The organism is Streptomyces sp. NPDC053541 (assembly GCF_044544705.1).
In the GTDB taxonomy this organism is placed as follows: Bacteria; Actinomycetota; Actinomycetes; order Streptomycetales; family Streptomycetaceae; genus Streptomyces.
In genome coordinates, this window is sequence record NZ_JBITXM010000014.1 from 46,058 (window position 1) to 63,997 (window position 17,940).

Annotated in this window: 10 protein-coding genes; 9 read left to right on the forward strand and 1 reads right to left on the reverse strand. The window is 76.1% G+C overall.

Annotation, left to right across the window (positions count from 1 at the left end; translation table 11 throughout):
* Positions 1-29 precede the first annotated feature (29 nt).
* The 7 genes from ACIGW2_RS32500 (at position 30) to ACIGW2_RS32530 (ending at position 10,631) form a co-directional block, all read left to right on the forward strand.
* Complete coding sequence (locus ACIGW2_RS32500; RefSeq protein WP_391652400.1) at positions 30-920, forward strand: phosphatase PAP2 family protein; 891 nt, start codon at positions 30-32, stop codon at positions 918-920.
* On the forward strand, positions 917-2,044 hold the full coding sequence (locus tag ACIGW2_RS32505; protein WP_391652401.1) for a hypothetical protein: 1,128 nt from the start codon (positions 917-919) through the stop codon (positions 2,042-2,044). Before ACIGW2_RS32500 ends, ACIGW2_RS32505 begins: the two co-directional genes overlap by 4 nt.
* A gap of 94 nt (positions 2,045-2,138) precedes the next feature.
* Positions 2,139-3,182: an SPFH domain-containing protein gene (locus ACIGW2_RS32510; RefSeq protein WP_391652402.1), complete on the forward strand. Its 1,044-nt coding sequence runs from the start codon at positions 2,139-2,141 to the stop codon at positions 3,180-3,182.
* The gene (locus ACIGW2_RS32515; protein ID WP_391652403.1) at positions 3,179-4,072 is read left to right on the forward strand and encodes a hypothetical protein; all 894 of its coding nucleotides are present in this window, start codon (positions 3,179-3,181) and stop codon (positions 4,070-4,072) included. Before ACIGW2_RS32510 ends, ACIGW2_RS32515 begins: the two co-directional genes overlap by 4 nt.
* Before the next feature lie 138 nt (positions 4,073-4,210).
* On the forward strand, positions 4,211-5,059 hold the full coding sequence (locus ACIGW2_RS32520; protein ID WP_399847646.1) for a GNAT family N-acetyltransferase: 849 nt from the start codon (positions 4,211-4,213) through the stop codon (positions 5,057-5,059).
* Positions 5,060-5,641: 582 nt separating this feature from the next.
* Complete coding sequence (locus tag ACIGW2_RS32525) at positions 5,642-7,342, forward strand: S8 family serine peptidase (RefSeq protein ID WP_391652478.1); 1,701 nt, start codon at positions 5,642-5,644, stop codon at positions 7,340-7,342.
* Positions 7,343-7,583: 241 nt separating this feature from the next.
* Positions 7,584-10,631 (forward strand): AAA family ATPase, encoded by a 3,048-nt coding sequence (locus tag ACIGW2_RS32530; protein ID WP_399847648.1) that lies wholly within the window; start codon positions 7,584-7,586, stop codon positions 10,629-10,631.
* 48 nt (positions 10,632-10,679) lie between these two features.
* On the opposite strand, the gene ACIGW2_RS32535 is transcribed toward ACIGW2_RS32530, so the two are convergent.
* Positions 10,680-11,489, reverse strand: a complete 810-nt coding sequence (locus tag ACIGW2_RS32535) for a caspase family protein (protein ID WP_391652406.1) — start codon at positions 11,487-11,489, stop codon at positions 10,680-10,682.
* A 106-nt stretch (positions 11,490-11,595) separates the two neighbouring features.
* On the opposite strand from ACIGW2_RS32535, the gene ACIGW2_RS32540 reads away from it, so the two are divergent.
* Together ACIGW2_RS32540 and ACIGW2_RS32545 are read left to right on the forward strand one after the other, a co-directional pair.
* On the forward strand, positions 11,596-12,456 hold the full coding sequence (locus tag ACIGW2_RS32540) for a DNA/RNA non-specific endonuclease (protein WP_399847650.1): 861 nt from the start codon (positions 11,596-11,598) through the stop codon (positions 12,454-12,456).
* A 114-nt stretch (positions 12,457-12,570) separates the two neighbouring features.
* Positions 12,571-17,940, forward strand: a complete 5,370-nt coding sequence (locus ACIGW2_RS32545; protein ID WP_399847651.1) for a trypsin-like peptidase domain-containing protein — start codon at positions 12,571-12,573, stop codon at positions 17,938-17,940.

Genomic DNA, 17,940 nt, shown 5'->3' on the forward strand with positions numbered 1-17,940 from the left:
TCCGAATTGACGGAAAAAGGGGCCGCGCCATGGCTACCGGGATACGCGGGATACGAAAGACACGTCCTGCAGGACCGGGGCCGACGGCTACCCCCGGGCGACCGCCGCTGGTGCGCGAGCTGCTGCTTGTCACGGCGCTCTTCCTCGTCTACAAGTTCGGCCGCCTCTTCGCGAACGGGCACGAGACCCGCGCCTTCCACAACGCCGACCGCGTGTGGGACCTGGAGCGCGCCGTGCACCTGCCCGGCGAGGGCGGCGTCCAGCGGCTCCTGCTGCACGGCGACGGACTCGTCCAGGCCGCGAACACCTACTACGCCGCCGTGCACTTCCCGGCCACCCTCGCCTTCCTGGCCTGGCTCTACTGGCGCCGGCCCGCCCACTACCTCTGGTCCCGCCGGGTCCTCGCCCTGCTCACCGCCGCCGCGCTCGCCCTGCACCTGCTGCTGCCGCTCGCGCCGCCCCGGATGCTCGCGGCCACCGGCCTGATCGACACCGCCCGGGTGTACGGACCCTCCGTCTACGGCGCGACGCCCGAGACCGACTCGATGGCGAACCAGTTCGCGGCCATGCCGTCACTGCACTTCGGCTGGGCCCTGATGGTCGCGATCGGGCTCGTCGCCGCCACCAGGGCACGCGCCCGATGGCTGTGGCTGCTGCACCCGGCGCTCACCCTGCTCGTCATCGTCGGCACCGCCAACCACTACTGGTTCGACGCCCTGGTCGCGGCCGCGCTCCTCGGGCTCGCGCTGCTCGTCGTCCCGGCACCGGTACGCCGCCGGCGCCCGCCCCGGGACGAGACCCGCGCGACCCCGCCCACAGCGCACACCCCGGCCCAGGCCCCCGCCCCGCCCACACCGCGCACCCCGGCCCACGCCCCCGCGCCCAGGCCCACTCCCGCGACCGCCGGGGCGCCGCGATGAGCGCCGTCGCCGGCGGGGCCGCCGGAACGGTCGTCGCTGTCCTCCTCTCCCTCGTCTCGGCGGCCGGCTACGCCCTCGCCGCCGTCGCCCAGTCCCGGCTCGCCTCGGCCTCCGCCGGCGGACGCGGCGCGCTGCGCCGGCTGCTCGGCCGCCCCCAGTGGTGGTGGGCGGTCGGCCTGAACGCCGCCGGCGCGCTCGCGCACGTCGCCGCCCTCCACTACGGACCGCTCACCCTCGTCCAGCCGCTCGGCGCACTCACCCTGGTCGCGGCGCTGCCGATCGGGGCGTACGGGGCGCACCGCCGGGTCACCCGGGTCGAGTGGCGCGGTGCGCTGTGGACGCTCGCCGGCCTGGTCGGCCTGGTGGCGGTCACCGGCCCGGTCGCACCCGACGAGGCGCTCGACCTGCGCGAGACGCTGATCGTCACCGCGGCGACGCTGGCCCTCATCGGACTGCTCGCCTCCCGGGGGCGGGCCGCGAGCGGAAACGGGACCGGCGGCGTCGCCGGCGGGACCGGGACCGGGACCGGGAAGGCCGGGGGGCGCGGGCTCGGGCACGCGACCGCCTCCGGGGTGGCCTCGGCGGTCGGCTCGGCGCTGACCCAGACGCTGACCGTGGCCCTCGCCCGCGACCTGCCGGGCGGCCCGGCCCGGTGGTGGCAGACGGCGCTGCTCGCCGTTCTGATCGCGGCCTTCGCGGTCGGCGGCCTGCTGCTGTCGCAGGCGGCCTACCGCGGCGGCCTCGCCGCCCCGCTCGCCGTCGTCAACATCGCCAACCCGGCCGCCGCCGCGGTGATCGGCGTGACCCTGCTCGGGGAGACCTTCCGGGCCGGCCCCTGGGGCTGGCTGGTCGCCGCGGCGGCCTCGCTGGTGGCCGCGCGCGGCGTGGTCCTGCTGACCTCCGCCGTCGACGCGGCGCCCCTGCCGGACACCCCGGACGGGGAACGGCAGCCGGAGCAGGAGCCGCTGGAGCCGCTCGGTCTGCCGCGGGCCCTCCCCCACGGGGCCACGCTCCCGGACGCGCCCGCGCCCGTCTCCGTACGGGACACGATCCCCGCCCCCGTACGGGACGCGCTCACCGCCGACGTCCCGGCACCCGTACCCGCGCCGGAGCCCGCGTGCTGACCGCCCCGGCACGGAGGAGCACCCCCATTTCGTCAGGTTGACGACAAGGGCACCACCTCTCTATCGTCATGGTGACGACAAGGGGAGGTTCTCCATGGCCGACATCACCCGCCGCCTCGGCTGGCGCCATCTGCGGTCCGCGCCCACCGCGCACGTCCGCCACCACCGGGGCGGCCGGCTGGTCCACGAGGGGACCGGTCTGAGCTTCTGGTTCCGCTCGCTGTCCGCCGCGCTGTCCGAGGTGCCGGTCGACGACCGCGAGCTGACGATGGCGTTCCACGCCCGCACCGCCGACTTCCAGGACGTGAGCGTGCAGTCGACCGTCACGTACCGGATCGGCGACCCGGCGGCCGCCGCCACCCGGCTCGACTTCTCGCTCGACCCCGACACCGGCACCTGGCGCGGCACCCCGCTGGAGCAGATCGGCACCCTGCTGACCGAGACCGCGCAGCAGCACGCGCTCGCCGTGCTCGCCCGGATTCCGCTCTCCGAGGCGCTGGTCGACGGCGTCGGCGCGGTGCGCGAGCGGATGGCGGCCGGGCTCGCGGCCGAGCCGCGGCTGCCCGAGACGGGCATCGAGGTGGTCGCGGTGCGGGTCGTGGCGCTGCGCCCCGAGCCCGAGGTGGAGCGCGCGCTGCGCACCCCGGCGCGCGAGCGGATCCAGCAGGAGGCGGACCGGGCCACGTACGAGCGGCGGGCCGTCGCCGTCGAGCGCGAGCGCGCCATCGCCGAGAACGAGCTGGCCAGCAAGATCGAACTGGCCCGACAGGAGGAACGGCTCGTGGACCAGCGCGGCACCAACGCGCGCCGCGAGGCGGAGGAGGGCGCGGCCGCCGACGCGGTACGGGCCGGGGCCGAGGCCGCGCGCACGGTGCGGCTCGCGCAGGCCGAGGCGGAGGCGGCGCGGGAGGTCGGCGCGGCGCGCGCCGAGGCGCAGTCCGCGTGGCTGCGGGCGCACGCCGAGGTCGCCCCGGCGACCCTGCACGCGCTCGCCGCGACCCGGGCCGCCGAGCATCTGCCCAGGATCCAGAACCTCACGCTGTCCCCGGACGTCCTGACCGGGCTGCTCGCGAGGCTCGGTGGCGACGGTGACGGCAGCGCCGAGACCCGGGGCGGGGCCGGGGGCGCGCGGTCATGAGCCTGGCGCCGCGGGCGGTGCTCGTCCACCGCACCACGGAGTACGAGGAGTTGCTCGCCCGGCACGGCACGCACGGCCAGGCCGCGTTCCAACTGGCCGCGCGGGGGCGCTCGGTGGACGAGGTCCGGGAGCGGCACGAGCGCAACGGGCGGGCGCTCGCCGAGGTCGCCGCGGCGGTGCCGCTGCGCTGGCGGCAGGCCCGGGTCGAGCGGGCGGACCTCGACCGCTTCCTGTTCGGTCCGGAGGACGTGGTCGTGGTGGTCGGGCAGGACGGCCTGGTGGCGAACGTCGCCAAGTACCTGACCGGGCAGCCGGTGGTGGGAATCGACACGGATCCGGGGCGCAATCCGGGCATCCTGGTGCGGCACCGGGCGCGCGACGCGCGCCGGCTGCTGCCGTCCGCCGCGGCGGCGCGGACGGGGGCGGAGCTGTTGACCATGGCGGAGGCCGTCACGGACGACGGGCAGCGGCTGCTCGCGCTCAACGAGATCTACATCGGACCGCCCGGCCACCAGACCGCCCGCTACACCCTGAGCGCCCCGTCGGCCGCGCCCGAGGCGCAGGCCTCGTCGGGCGTCCTGGTCGGGACGGGCACCGGTGCCACCGGCTGGCTGCGCTCGCTGTGGCAGCAGCGCTCCAGCGCCCTCCCGCTGCCGGCCGCCACGGACGCCCGGCTCGCCTGGACGGTGCGGGAGGCCTGGCCGTCCCCGGTGACCGGCACCACGCGCGTGGAGGGCCTGCTCGGCCCGGGCGAACGCCTCGGTCTGGTCGTGGAGTCGGACCGGTTGGTCGCCTTCGGCGACGGCATGGAGACGGACGCCCTGGAGCTGACGTGGGGCCGGGCGGTACGGGTGGGGGTGGCGGGGACGGCGCTGCGACTGGTCGGCTGAGGCGGACGCCGGAACGGGGCCGGGGGCCGGCGGCGCCTCGCGCGGCGCGGCCGGAAAGCGACGGCCGCGCCGTCGACGTGGCGCCCGTCGCAGTATGCTCGCCGCCCCCGCTCTCCCGTCGCCGTCGAAGGGACCCCCATGAGCCTCGAGGTCTCCCGCGCCTCCCTCCAGGACTGGGCCCTGGTGCGCGACTGGTGCGCCGAGGAGGGGTGGAACCCGGGTGCGGCGGACGCCGGGGCGTTCTTCGCGCAGGACCCCGAGGGGTTCTTCATCGGGCGGATCGACGGGGAGCCGGTGTCGGCCATTTCCGTCGTCAACTACAGCGACACCTATGCCTTCCTGGGCTTCTATCTCGTACGTCCGGAGCTGCGAGGTCTCGGTCACGGCCTGGCGACCTGGCGGACCGCGCTCGCGCACGCGGGCGACCGCACGGTGGGGCTCGACGGGGTGCCGGCGCAGCAGGACAACTACCGGCGCTCGGGCTTCGCGACGGTCTACCGGACGGCCCGTTACGTGGGCGAGGTCCCGGCGCCCGAGCGTCCGGTGCTGGACGTGGTCCCGGCCGGGCGGGTGGATCCGGCCGAGCTCGCCGCGTACGACGGCGCGTGCCATCCGGCCGACCGGCCGCGGTTCCTCGCGCCCTGGCTGAGCACGCCGGGGCACCGGGCCCTGGTCCGGCTCGCGGACGGGCGGATCAGCGGGTACGGGGTGGTGCGGCCGGCCGAGTCCGAGGCCCGGATCGGGCCGCTGTTCGCGGACACCCCGGCCGACGCGTCGGCCCTGCTCGACGCCCTCGCGGCGGAGGCCCGCGCCTTCGGCTCCCCGCGCGTCGCCGTCGACATGCCCGAGGCCAACCCCGCCGCCGCCCGCCTCGCCCTCTCCCGCGGCCTCGACCCCACCTTCGAGACGGCCCGCATGTACACGGGCCCGATCCGCCCGATCGCCCAGGACCGGGTGTTCGGCGTGACCACCCTCGAACTGGGCTGAACCGGACAGCCGCCCGGCCGCCCCGCGGGGGTGCCGCGGCCGGGCGGCCCGGCGGGACCGTGACACCCTGAACCCACGGCTCGGCCGAACCTCCTGGTCGGCGCCCTGTGCCCGGCCGCCAACCGTTGGGTTTCCTTCCCCCGCACCCCACCCGGCCGCACCCCTCCCTCCCCCGAGGGGCGACAAGGGTTTTCCCCGTATCCAGTTCACCTCGGCGTTCCCTACTGTCTGCCGCACCGGCAGCTTCTTTCCCCGCCACCGCCTGTCAGGTGCATGAAGACGGGTGAGTGGTGACCGCCGGGGACGGCCTTGACCCGGGCCGTCGCGCCGGTGGCGGCGCACGGGCCCCCACGCCCAGGGAACGACGGACCGCGACCCCACTTCGCACCGGCGTTCCCGCGCCGCCGCCACTGCTCCCTACGTCGTACTCGAAAGGGCCACACCTTGAACGGTTCCAGGCGGAGAGTCATATCCGTGCTGGTCGCGAGCGCCGCGATCCTCGGTGCCGCTGCCACCACCTCCGGGGCGTACGCCGCCGCCCCGGCCGCACCCTCCCCGAAGCCGGCCCCGGCTTCGCAGGCGATGACCGGGCTGCCCAGCGCTCCCGTCGAGAAGGTCATCGTCACCTACAAGTCCTCGGCCGCCGAGGCCGGTTCGAACGCCGCCGCCAAGAGCGACGCCGCCGACAAGGCCGCCCGCACCGGCGAGCGCCTGTCGTTCGAGCGCCGTCTGGCCGGTGGTGCCGCCCTCGTCGACCTCGGCGGGGACGCGAGCAAGCAGGACGTCGCCGAGGTCATGGCCGCGTTCAAGGCCGACCCGCAGGTCGCCGCCGTCGAGCCGGACATCCGCGCCTACCCGATGGCGATCACGCCGAACGACACCGACTACGCCAAGCAGTGGGACCTCTTCGAGGCCACCGGCGGCATGAACGTGCCCTCCGCCTGGGACACGACGACCGGCTCCGGCGTCACCGTCGCCGTGATCGACACCGGCTACGCCGCCCACACCGACCTCGCGGCGAACGTCGTCTCCGGTTACGACTTCATCTCCACCGCCGCGGACGCCCGCGACGGCAACGGCCGCGACGCGGACGCCAAGGACGAGGGCGACTGGAACGCCACGGACGGCGAGTGCGGCACCGGCTCCACCGCCTCCAACTCCTCCTGGCACGGCACGCACGTGGCCGGCACCATCGCCGCTGTCACCCACAACAGCAAGGGCATCGCGGGCATCGCGTACAACGCGAAGATCCAGCCGGTGCGCGTGCTCGGCAAGTGCGGCGGCTCGTCCGCCGACATCGCCGACGCCATCACCTGGGCGTCGGGCGGCTCCGTCCCCGGCGTCCCGGCCAACCCGACCCCGGCCAAGGTCATCAACCTGAGCCTCGGCGGCGCGAGCTCCACCTGCCCGAGCGTCTACCAGACCGCGATCAACGGCGCCGTCTCGCGCGGCACCACCGTCGTCGTCGCCGCGGGCAACAGCAACGCCAACGCCTCCGGCTTCACTCCCGCGAACTGCTCGAACGTCATCACCGTGGCGTCCACCAACCGCGCGGGCAGCCGCTCGTACTACTCCAACTACGGCACCGTCGTGGACGTCGCCGCGCCCGGCGGCGAGACCCGCAACGCCACCGACACGCCCGGCACCGTCACCACCCCCGAGAACGCGATCTACTCGACGCTGAACTCGGGTCTGACCACCCAGTCGACGGAGACCTACAAGCCCTACCAGGGCACGTCGATGGCCGCTCCGCACATCGCCGGCCTCGCCGCGCTCCTGGAGTCCGCCAAGTCGACCCTGACCCCGGCCGACATCGAGACGGCGATCAAGAACAACGCCCGTCCGCTCCCCGGCACCTGCTCCGGCGGCTGCGGCACCGGCATCGCCGACGCCGCGAAGACGGTGGCCGCGGTCACCGGCACCACCACCCCGCCGACCGGCAACGTGTTCACGAACACGAACAACGTGACGATCTCGGACAACACCACCGTGTCCTCCTCGATCGCCGTCTCCGGTCGGACCGGCAACGCCCCCGCCGCCCTCAAGGTCGACGTGGACATCAAGCACACCTACCGCGGTGACCTGGTGATCGACCTCGTCGCCCCGGACGGCACCGTGCGCAACCTGAAGCAGTCCTCCTCGTCCGACGGCGCCGACAACGTCCTCGCCACCTACACCGTGGACGCGTCGAGCGAGGTCGCGAACGGCACCTGGAAGCTCCAGGTCCGCGACGTGTACTCGGGTGACACCGGCTACATCGACTCCTGGAGCCTGACCTTCTGATCCACCCGGTCCGGCCCCCGGACCGTGCGGAACCACCCCCCACACACCAGCATCGTCGCTGGTCAGCGAAGCGCCCGTGGTCTAAACCACGGGCGCTTCCGGCAGTTGGGGACGCGCGGCTGACCGGAGCCCGTTGTCCGTATGCCGGACACGGGGCCTGGACTCGGGGGCATCGCTCCGTATTCTCTCTCCGCAACGGGTCCACGGGGCAGGGGCCCGAGCTCCGGAGGGTGGTGGACACGTGACGACAGCGCCGCTCCGGCCTGCGCCGGTGGGCCGGGAGGAAATCCTCGGCCGCCTCGAACGCACCCTCCTCGCCCGGGGCCGCGCCCTGCTCACCGGGCCCGCCGGCGTCGGCAAGACCGAGGTCGCCGTGGCCGCCGCCGCCCGCGCCGAGGCGCGCGGCGAGACCGTGCTCTGGCTCGCCACCCTCCCCGCCGACCGCGACATACCCGGCGCGGCCGCCGCCGCGCTCGTCGCCTCCGTCGCCGCCACCGTCAGCTGGCCGGACCCGGCCGGACCCGGCGGGCCGCACACCCTCCCGTACGAGGCCGGAGGTGGCGGTACGGAGCCGGGCGCCGGCCCCGCCGACCACGAGGCCCGCACGGCGGAGCTCCCGGCCCCCCGGGTCCCCGGCGACCAGACGGGTGACGCAAGCGCCACCGGCGCGCCGCGCGGCTGCCGGCACGCGCCGGTCGGCGGGATCGGCGTCCTCGCCTCCGGGGTCTTCGACGGACTGCCCGGGCCGCAGCGGTCCGCCGTGGCCATGCTGTGCCGCGAGGCGCCGCCGGAGGACGGCGGCTGGGACCCGATCGCGCTGCGCCTCGGCATCGCCGGCATCCTGCGCGCGCTCACCGCCCGCGGCCCGGCGCTGCTCGTGGTCGACGGGGTGCAGCACATCGACGCCGACAGCGCCGACCTGCTGCGTTTCGCCCTGCACCTGGCGCCGCCGGCGCTGCGGGTGATCGCGGTGGAGACCCCCGAGGCCTACGCGGCCTACGGCCCCGGGCCGGGCCCGGACGCCCCGGGCGCCGCCGGGACCGAGCCGCACGGCACCCGGCTGTGGGTGCCCTCGGAGGCGGACGTGCTGCTCGTGCCGCCGCTCCAGGCCGACGAGATCGCCGAGCTGCTCATCCACCACCGGCTGCCGTCCCGGATGGCCGGCCGCATCCACAAGGCGAGCGGCGGCAATCCGCGGCTCGCGCTCGCCGTCGGCCGCTCGCTGGCCGACGCCCGCACCCCGGTGCACCACGCCGAGGCCCTGACGCTCTCCGGGCGCGCCCGCGACCTGGCCCGGCAGCTGCTCGGCGCCGCGCCCGCGGAGGTGCGCGCCACGCTGCTGCTGGCCGCGCTCGCGCTGCGCCCGCACGCCGCCCTGGTGCGGCGGGCCGGGCGGCCGAACGCGGAGGCCGACCTCGCGGCGGCCGAGCGGGCCGGCCTGGTGTCGCTGTCCGAGGACGGCACGATCGTCTTCACCGCCGGGCTGCTGCCCTCGACCCTGGTGCACGACGCCGGCTGGGCCGAGCGCAGCGCCGGACACGCGGCCCTGGCCGGGGTCGTGGACGATCCGGTGGAGGCGGTCCGGCACCGGGCGCTCGCCACCGACGCGCCCGACGAGAAGCTGGCCGCCGAGGTCGCCGAGGCGGCCGACCTCGCCCGGCGGCGCGGCAACAGCGCGCTCGCCGCCGAACTCGCCCTGCTCGCCGCCGAGTCCACCCCGGGCCGGCACGGACAGCAGCGGATCGCCCGGTTGGTGGACGCCGCCGAGGAGGCCGCCCGGGCCGCCCGCGCCGACCTCGCGATGCGGGCCGCGACCGACCTGCTCGCCCGGGACGCGGCGCCCGCCGACCGGGTGCGGGCCCGGCTCGCCGTGCTCGACACCGCGGGCCAGGGGCTCACCGGCCTGGACGAGATGTACGTGCACGCGATGGAGGACTCCGAGGACGACACCGCGCTGCGCGCCGCCGTCCAGCTCCGGCTGGCCGTCAAGTACGTGCTCGCGGACGGCGATCCGCTGCGTTCGCGGGCGGCCGCCATGGAGTCGGCGGCGCTCGCCACGTCGATGGGCGACCACCGGACGGCGGCCCAGGCCCTGACCGTACAGGCGCGGATGGAGCGGGCCCTCGGCTCCCCGGACGCGGAGGCCGTGCTGGAGCGGGCGCGGGCCCTGGAGACGGCCGAGCGACCGGCCGGGATCCGCAACGCCGCCCAGATCCTGACGATCCGTCACGCCCTGTTCGACGGGCGGCTGCTCGACGCGCGGGCCGAGCTGGGCGCGCTGCTGCCGCTGGTGCAGCGGCGCGGCTCCGTGGAGGACGCGATCGAACTCCTCAGCACCCTCGCGGAGATCGAGTCACGGATCGGCCCGTGCGCCTCGGCACTCGCGCACGCCGGGCAGTCGCTCGCGCTGACCCTGGAGGCGGGCCTGTCGCCGGGCCCCGCCTGGTACGCGCTGGCGCTGGCCGAGACCGCGGGCGGCAGCTTCGCCCGGGCGGCCAGCTACGCCCGGCGCAGCGTGCAGGCCTCGGAGGAGGAGGGCGACCGGGTCTTCCTGTCCCGGAGCCTGTACGCGCTCGGCCGGGTGCAGCTGGTCAACGGGGACGTCGGCGCGGCCCTGGAGACGCTGCGCCGGGTGGAGGCCAACGAGCGGGCGCAGTCCACCGTGGATCCGTCGATGCTGCGCTGGCACGAGGAGCTGGCGGAGGCCCTGCTCGCGCACGACGAGGTCGAGGAGGCCATGGCGCTGCTCGCCGAGGTGCGGCCGGTGGGCGAGCGGCTCGGCCGGACGACGGTGCTGCTGGGCTGCGACCGGGCGTACGCGCTGTGCCTGGCGGCGGAGGGCCGTACGGACGCGGCGGCGGAGCTGCTCGCGGGCACGGCGGCCCGGTTCGCGGAGGCGGAGCTGCCGCTTGAGCGGGGCCGGGCGCTGATCGCGCTCGCCAGGGTGGAGCGCCGGCGGCGGCGCCGGTCGGCGGCGCAGGCGGCGCTGCAGTCGGCGGCGGCGGTCTTCGAGCGGGCGGGCGCGGTCCCGTGGCTGGCGCTGACCAGCGAGGCGCCGGCCGGTCCTGCCGGCGAGGGCCCGGTGGGCGAGGACGCGCTGCCGGGACTCGCCTCGCTGACCGAGGCGGAGCTGCGCCTCGCCCGTCTGGTGGGCTCGGGGGCCAGCAACCAGGAGGCGGCGGCGAAGCTGTATCTGAGCGTGAAGACGGTGGAGGCCCGGCTGACCCGGATCTACCAGAAGCTGGACGTGCGCTCGCGCGCCCAGCTGGCCACGGCGCTCCGGCCGTGACCGGCTGAGGGCCGCAGGCCGGGAGGAGGCGGCCCTCTCGGGGGACGGTCAGACGGTGAAGGGGCGCTGGCCGAGGAAGGCCGGGGCGGGGGCTCCCGTCGTGTGGAGGTTGGGGCTCTGGGTGGGCGGCAGCCTGCGCTGGATCGCCCGGTGGAAGGTGCGGTAGTCGCCGTGGAAGACGCCGTCGTCCCAGACCTCCAGGAGCGCCTCGGTGAAGGCCCCGTTGACCGGGCCGTCGGCGGCGGTCTGGTTGTCCTGGCAGGCGGAGATCAGGATCACCGGCGGGCCCTGGCCGTCGCCAGTGGCCGCGGCGGCCTTGGCGACGGAGCGCTGGAGGTCGTCGTAGAAGACCCGGTCGCGTTCGTAGAGCTCGATCTGTCGCGGTTCGGGGAGGTAGCGGGCCCGGGTCGCGTCGCCGCCCGGCAGCTCGACGCTGCTGCCGCTGTGGCAGCAGTCGAAGAGGGCGACGATGCGCACCCCGTCGTCGAAGCGCCGGAACTCCTGGTGGACCTCGTCGTCGAGGAACTGGCGGTCGTGGAGGACGAGGGTCTCGTCGCGGCGGTCGGGCTCGTCGTCGGGGCCGGTGACGTCGGGCACCTGGCCGCCGTGGCCCGAGTAGGTGAAGAGCAGGATGTCGCCGGCGGCGAGCCGCTCGGCGGCGGCGCGCAGCACGGTGGTGACGCCTTCGACGGTGCCCTCGGGGGTGAGCAGGACGGTCTCGGCGAAGCCGGCGGCGCGGGCCAGGCGGGCCATGTCGCGGGCGTCGTTCTCGCAGGCCAGGAGGGTTCCGTCCCAGCCTCCGTAGCGGTCGGGGTCGACCTGGTTGAGGCCGACGTGCAGGGAGAGTCCGGTGGGCATGGGATGCCTCCTGACGGCGCGGGGAGGGGGCACCGGGGGCGTCTGTTCGAGTGGCCTGCGGGTCCGGTGCCGTGGGCGGGCCTCGTCCGCGCGGTACTTACATCGTATGAACCCCAGCGACTCCCGGCACGACCGGTTCGCCGACCGGGCCGGCTACGACGAGGGCTTCCTCGGGCCCGCCGTGCCGCTTGCGCTGCCGGCCCGCACCGCGGTGGAGACGGTGATCCTGCCGTACACCCACTTCACCGTGGTGTTCCGGCCCGACCGCCGGCTCGCCGCGTCGACCGCCGTGTGCATCGAGGGCGGCGCACTGGTCGACGACCTGCCGCGCGACGACGTCTGGCTCTACGACCCGAGGCTGCCGCGCGAGCAGCAGGCGGGCGAGGAGGTCTACCGGAACAACAGCCTGGACCGGGGGCACCTGGTGCGCCGGCTCGACCCGGTGTGGGGCCCGGCGGCGGTGGCCGGGCTGGCGAACACGGACACCTTCCACTTCACCAACGCGGCACCGCAGGCGGACGTGTTCAACCAGGGCAAGCAGCTGTGGCAGGGCCTGGAGAACCACCTCCTCGACCACGCGGCGGCCTTCGACCGCAAGCTGGTGGTCCTGACCGGCCCGGTGCTCCAGGACTCCGACCCGCCGTACCGGGGCATCCAGGTGCCGCTGCGCTTCTGGAAGGTGGCGGCCTTCATGCAGGACGGGGCGCTCGCGGCCACGGGCTACGTCCTCGACCAGAGCCCCGACCTCAGCCGCGACGCGGACCGCGCCTTCGCGGGCGCGGTCCCGGGCGCGCCGCCGCCGCTGGGCCCGTTCCGCACGTACCAGGTGCCGGTCTCGGACATCGCGGAGATCACCGAGCTGGAGCTGGGCCCGCTCCCGGACGTGGACCTGATGCCCCCGGCACGCGGCCCGGAGGACCGCTGGCGGCGCCTGGAGTCGTACGAGGACATCGCGATGCTCGACTGAGCCCCGGCGCGGGCGGCGGCCGCCGCAGCGATTGCGAGGGGCCGGGCCCGGCGGGACGATGACAGCAGCGAGCAGGCGTCCTCAACGGCGCGGGGACGCCCGGGCAGGTGTCTCATGCCGCTCACCGAGACGGAGTGGGGCCTCGTCACCCGCTGGGTGCGGGACCACCTCCTCGACGATCCGGATCCCCGGACCAGGCTCCTCGGCACCCCCCTGACCGCCGACTTCGTGGCGGGCCTGCCGCTCACCCCGGACCGGGACGTCAACGCCCGCCTGATCGTCGGTGCCGCCCGCCGGGACGTGGCCCACCAGCGACAGCTGCTCGACGCGCTGGCCCGGCTGGACGCCCTGGACCGGCTGGACGCGGCCGACGCGGAGGGCCGGGGCATGGAGGTGCGGGCGCTGCTCGGCCGGCTCCGGGAGGACGAGCGGGCCCGGCACTCGGCCGCCGACCCCTTCGAGGCGGTGGTGCTGCGGCACGGCACCGAGGTCTTCCTCGGCCGGGCGGAGCTGCGCGCGACGCTGCGCCGCTTCGTGGCGGACCCGGAGCAGACGGTCCTGGTGGTGGACGGCGAGCCGGACAGCGGGCGCTCGTACACCTACCGGCTGATCCGGCACCTGGGGCAGCACCGCGGCTTCCGCCCGGTGCGGGTCACCCTGTCCCGGACCTCGACGGCGGAGCGGCTGGTGGCGCGGCTGTGGGAGTTCGTGGCGGGCCCGGAGGCGGACGGGGTCCCGCTGAACCCGACGCACCTCAACGATCCGCTGCCCTCGATCGACGACGCCGTGCACCGGATCGTGAGCCGTGCGACGGCCGCCGAGGACCGCTTCTGGCTGGTGCTCGACGAGTGCGACGCGCTCGACCCGAACTCGGACGTCTTCGACTGCGTCGGCAAGCTCGCGCTGGCGATCTACGAGCACACCCCGGTGCGCCGGGAGACCGTGCCGCGGCTGGTGCTGCTCGGCTACGCGACGGCGCTGCACCCGCTGCCGTACGACATCAGGAACAACGAGTGCCGGGACACGGCGGTCCCGGCCGGCCCGGAGGACCTGCGGGACTTCTTCCGGCGGTTCCTCGCCGAGGCCGCCGGGGAGCGGGACGGTCCGGTGCCGCCCGGACTGGTGGAGGAGGCCGCGCAGGAGGTGCTGCGCGCGGCGGAGACGGCCGGTTCCGGGGACAGCCGGATGCGCCGGGTGTGCACGGCGGCCGAGGAGGCGGTGCGGATCCGGCAGGCGCTCGGGCCCGGCGAGGACTACCTCGCCCGGCTGCGGTCCGGGCTCCGCTCCCCCGCCGCCGCGGTCGTGACCGCGCTGCCCGGACTGCGGCGCGCCTACCGCGAGGCGGCCTGTCTGCTGGAGTCCTTCGACCCGGCGGAGCTGCGGCTGCCGGGCGAGCGGGAGCCCGGCGGGCGTGCGGTGCTGGAACTCGTCGACGACTGCACGGCCTCGGCGGCGCCGCAGCGCTCGGTCCGCTGGACGCTGCGTCCGGAGGTACGGGCCGAGGCCCTGCGCGGCCTCGCCGGCCCGGAGGCGGCCCGGAGGGCCCTGGCCGCGAACGCGGACGCCCTCCCGCCCGGTCCGGGCGTGTCCCGGGCGGCGCTCGCGCTCCTGTCGGGCGTCCCCCCGGAAGCGGCGCCGGACGGGGGCGCGGCCCCGGACCCGCCCGGCCCGGTGGACGCCGCACCCGACCGCTCGCGGACCGTCGCCCAGGCCGTGGCCGAGACGGCCGTGCCGCCGGAGGCGGAGGGGGAGGTGGAGCGGCTGACGGACCTCCTGCAGGCGGTGCTGTGGCTGGGCGAGGTGCCGGGCACGGCCGGGCTGCTGCCCGCCGTCGAGGACGTCCAGCGGCGGCTCGAACGGGCCCGGCTGCTCCAGCCGCTCAGGCTGCTCGTCCGCGACGCGGTCCACGGCCGCCGCCGTGAACTGGACGCGCTGCGCGCCTATGTGGCGCTGCCCACCGAGCCGGCCGAGCCGCCGGTGCTGCTGCACGGCATCGGCGGCATCGGCAAGAGCACCCTGCTGGCCCGGTTCCTCCTGGACGCCCTCGAGGAGGCCGCGCCGGACGGATTCCCCTTCGCCTGCATCGACTTCGAGCGCCCGACGCTGTCCATCCACGAACCGGCCACCGTCATCGCCGAAGCCGCCCGGCAGTTGGGCGTGCAGTACCCGGAGCAGCGGGAGGCCTTCGAGTCGCTCGCCGAGCGCTGCGGGCGGACCGCGGGGGCGCAGCGCGGCGAGCGCGGGCGGCTGGACGAGCTGTCGCGGCTCTCCGCGACCCGCGCCACCTACGGGCGCGACTACTCGGCCGGCTTCCACGCCCGGGCCAGCGCCCTCGAACAGGACCTGGCGCGCGAGCTGGCCTCGCTGGTCGCGAAGGCGGTCGCGGTGCCGGCGGGGACGATGGACCCGCCGTTCGTCGTCGTCCTCGACTCCTTCGAGGAGGCGCAGTACCGCGGTTCGCCGCTCATCTCCCGGATGTGGGCGGTGTGGACGGCGCTGCGGGCGGCCTACCCGCGGCTGCGGTTCCTGGTGGCGGGGCGGGCGCCGATCGACCACCCGGCACGGGTCGTCGCGCCGCGCACCATGGAGCTGGCGGAGCTGGACGAGCAGGCCTCGGTCGATCTGCTGGGGTCGGCGGGGGTCGACGACGAGGCGGTGGCGCGCAGTCTGTACGCGCAGGTCGGCGGACATCCGCTGAGCCTGCGGCTGGCGGCGCGCACCGCGCTGTCCCTGGGCGCGGACACCGGGTCGCTGGGCGAGCTGCTCCACGGGCTGACCGCGCGCCGGCGGCTGCACACGGGCGTGGACCGGATGCTGATCCAGGGCACGCTCTACGACCGGCTGCTCAAGCACGTCGCCGATCCGGAGGTGCGGGCCCTGGTGCAGGCGGGCCTGGCGCTGCGGGTGATCACGCCGGAGCTGGTGCGGGAGGTGCTGGCGGGGCCGGCCGGGGTCAAGGTGGCGTCCACGGCGGAGGCGGGCCGGTTCTTCGGGCTGCTGACCTCGCGCCTCGACCTGATGGAGTCGGCCGGGCCGCTGGCGATCCGGCACCGCCCGGATCTGCGCTCCATCATGCTGCGGCTCTCCGACGGCGCCCGTACGGATCTGATGCGGGCGGTGGACGCCCGGGCGGTGGCGTACTACGCGGCCCGCGACACCGTGCGCGACCGGGCCGAGGAGATCTACCACCGGCTACGGCTGGGCGAGAACCCCCGTACGGTGCGGGAGCGTTGGCGCTCCGGGGTGGAGACGTACCTGGTGGGCGCGGACCGGGACATGGCGCCGCGGTCCGCGGCCTTCCTGCTGGGCCGGATCGGCGGGCACGTGCCGGACCAGGTGATGGCCGGGGCCGAGCAGGAGGACTGGGAGCGGATCGCGGCGCGCGAGGTCGAGGACCTGCTGACCCAGGGCTACGTGGAGGCCGCGGCCCGGCGGCTCGCCGAGCGGCAGCCGTGGACGCCGTGCAGCCGGCTGCACGCGCTGCTCGTGGAGACCCTGGCCCGGTCGGGGCGGGTGGCGGACGCCCGCGAGACGGCGGAGCGGGCGGTCGACCGGGCCGCGGAGGCGGGCTGCGCGGAGACCCGGCTCGAACTGCTCCAGCTGTCGGCCCGGCTGGCGCAGGACGCGGGCGACTTCGCCGACGCGGACCGCGACCTCCAGGAGGCCGAGGGCGTGGCGGCGGGGCTGGGGCTCCCCTACGAGTCGATCGGGGTCCTGGTGGCCCGCTCGCGGCTGGCGGCGGCCGCGGACGCGGACCCGGGCGACACCGACGCCCGGCTGGCCCGGCGGCTGCGCGGGCTGCCCGACGAGGACCTGGCGCGGCAGCCGGCCCTGGCCCGGGCGGCTGCGGTGTCGGCCTGCCGGGTGGATCCGCCGGCGCTTGCCCGCACGCTGCGGCTGGTGGGACTGCCGGAGGACGACGAGGCGGTGGTGGCGGCGCTCGCCCGCTGGTTCGGGGCGGCGATGCGGGACGAGCCGCGGCTGCGCGAGCCGCTGGCCCGGATCCTGAATTCGGCCGCGACGGGCGCCGGCGCGGCCCCGGCGCCGGGGCCGGGGGCGGGACCGGGGAGCGGGTGGGACGGGCCGGGGGCGCCGATGCCGCCGGACCGGGTCGAGGAGGCGCTGCGCGAGGCCCGCCGGCACGGCACGCTGGACAGTCTGGCCTGGCGGGCGCTGACGCTGAGCGACCGCAGCGGTGACCTGCTGCTCGGGGTGGCCGAGGCCGTGGACGCGGGCTCGGGCCTGGGCGGCCGGGCCGGCGGCGCGGCTTACGGGCCGGTGCCGGGCGGCACGGAGCTGGTGGGGATCACCCCGCCGCCGGACCAGGCGGAGGCGGCGTGGCGCCGGGAGCCGTATCTGGACGGGGACCAGCTGCTCGGGGTGGAGAACGCGGCGATGGAGGCGGGGCTCGCCGACCGGGCGCTGCGCGGGCGCCTGTTCGCAGGCGTCAAGGAGCACTTCTGGATGGCGCTGCTGCCGCAGCCGACGCCCTTCCGGCAACTGCAGTCCGATCTGCGGACGATGAACCGGGTGGAGCGCCTGATGGAGGGCGAGGTGCCGCTGGAACTGTGGCTGCGCAACGCGATCCGGCTCGCGGCCGACCCGGCGGCGGTCGCGGTCTTCCAGCGGGCCCTGGACCACGTGGTGCGGGACGCGGCGGGCGAGCCCGAACTCCCGGCGGAGTTCCTGTCGGTGGACTCGCTGGAGGAGATCGTGGTCCGGGACGACATGGTGCCCTTCGAGTTCCTGCACGAGGGCTTCCTCGCGGGCGGCGCGGTCGCCCGGCTCACGGTCCCGCCGTACGAAGGGGGCCGGCCGCTGCACCCCGCGTACCCGCACGTGGGCACGGGCTGGCTGATCGCGCCGGGGCTGCTGGTCACCAACCACCACGTGGTGAACGCCCGCAACGGCATCGGCGGCGGCCGGGCGCGGGCCGCCGAGGAGGACCTCCAGCTCCAGGTGCGCAACTCCCGCTCGCGCTTCGACTACGGCGCCGACCAGGCCGAGACGGAGGAGGCGACGGCCGCCGCCCTGGTCGCCTGGGACCCCGAACTGGACTACGCGGTGCTGCGCCTGACGGAGGCCCAGCCGGAGCGGCAGGTGCTGCGGGTGGCGACGGAGCCCTTCGCGAACCGGGCGGGCGACGCGCAGGCGGTCAACATCATCCAGCACCCGAAGGGGCTGCCGAAGCGGGTCGCGCTGCGCAACAACCTGGTCTACCAGGTGAACGAGGACAGCCTCGCCTACTTCACCGACACCCAGGGCGGTTCGTCGGGCTCGCCGGTGTTCACCGACCGCTGGACGGTCGTGGCGCTGCACCGCGGGGCCCGCCGGGTCACCGGCGTCGAGTACCAGGGCCGCAGCACGGCGGTGGTGAACGTCGGCACCCATCTGAGCCGGATCCTGGCCCATCTGCGGGAGCACCGGCCGGAGTTGTACGCGGAGATCATGGCGGCGCAGGCCGCGCTGCCCGACGAGGAGTGA

Bases quoted from the DNA above. Each gene is read 5' to 3' on its own strand.
- ACIGW2_RS32525 (WP_391652478.1), top strand. From the start codon at position 5,642: ATGACCGGGCTGCCCAGCGCTCCCGTCGAGAAGGTCATCGTCACCTAC.
- ACIGW2_RS32520 (WP_399847646.1), top strand. From the start codon at position 4,211: ATGAGCCTCGAGGTCTCCCGCGCCTCCCTCCAGGACTGGGCCCTGGTG.
- ACIGW2_RS32510 (WP_391652402.1), top strand. From the start codon at position 2,139: ATGGCCGACATCACCCGCCGCCTCGGCTGGCGCCATCTGCGGTCCGCG.
- ACIGW2_RS32540 (WP_399847650.1), top strand. From the start codon at position 11,596: ATGAACCCCAGCGACTCCCGGCACGACCGGTTCGCCGACCGGGCCGGC.
- ACIGW2_RS32505 (WP_391652401.1), top strand. From the start codon at position 917: ATGAGCGCCGTCGCCGGCGGGGCCGCCGGAACGGTCGTCGCTGTCCTC.
- ACIGW2_RS32500 (WP_391652400.1), top strand. From the start codon at position 30: ATGGCTACCGGGATACGCGGGATACGAAAGACACGTCCTGCAGGACCG.
- ACIGW2_RS32545 (WP_399847651.1), top strand. From the start codon at position 12,571: ATGCCGCTCACCGAGACGGAGTGGGGCCTCGTCACCCGCTGGGTGCGG.
- ACIGW2_RS32515 (WP_391652403.1), top strand. From the start codon at position 3,179: ATGAGCCTGGCGCCGCGGGCGGTGCTCGTCCACCGCACCACGGAGTAC.
- ACIGW2_RS32535 (WP_391652406.1), bottom strand. From the start codon at position 11,489: ATGCCCACCGGACTCTCCCTGCACGTCGGCCTCAACCAGGTCGACCCC.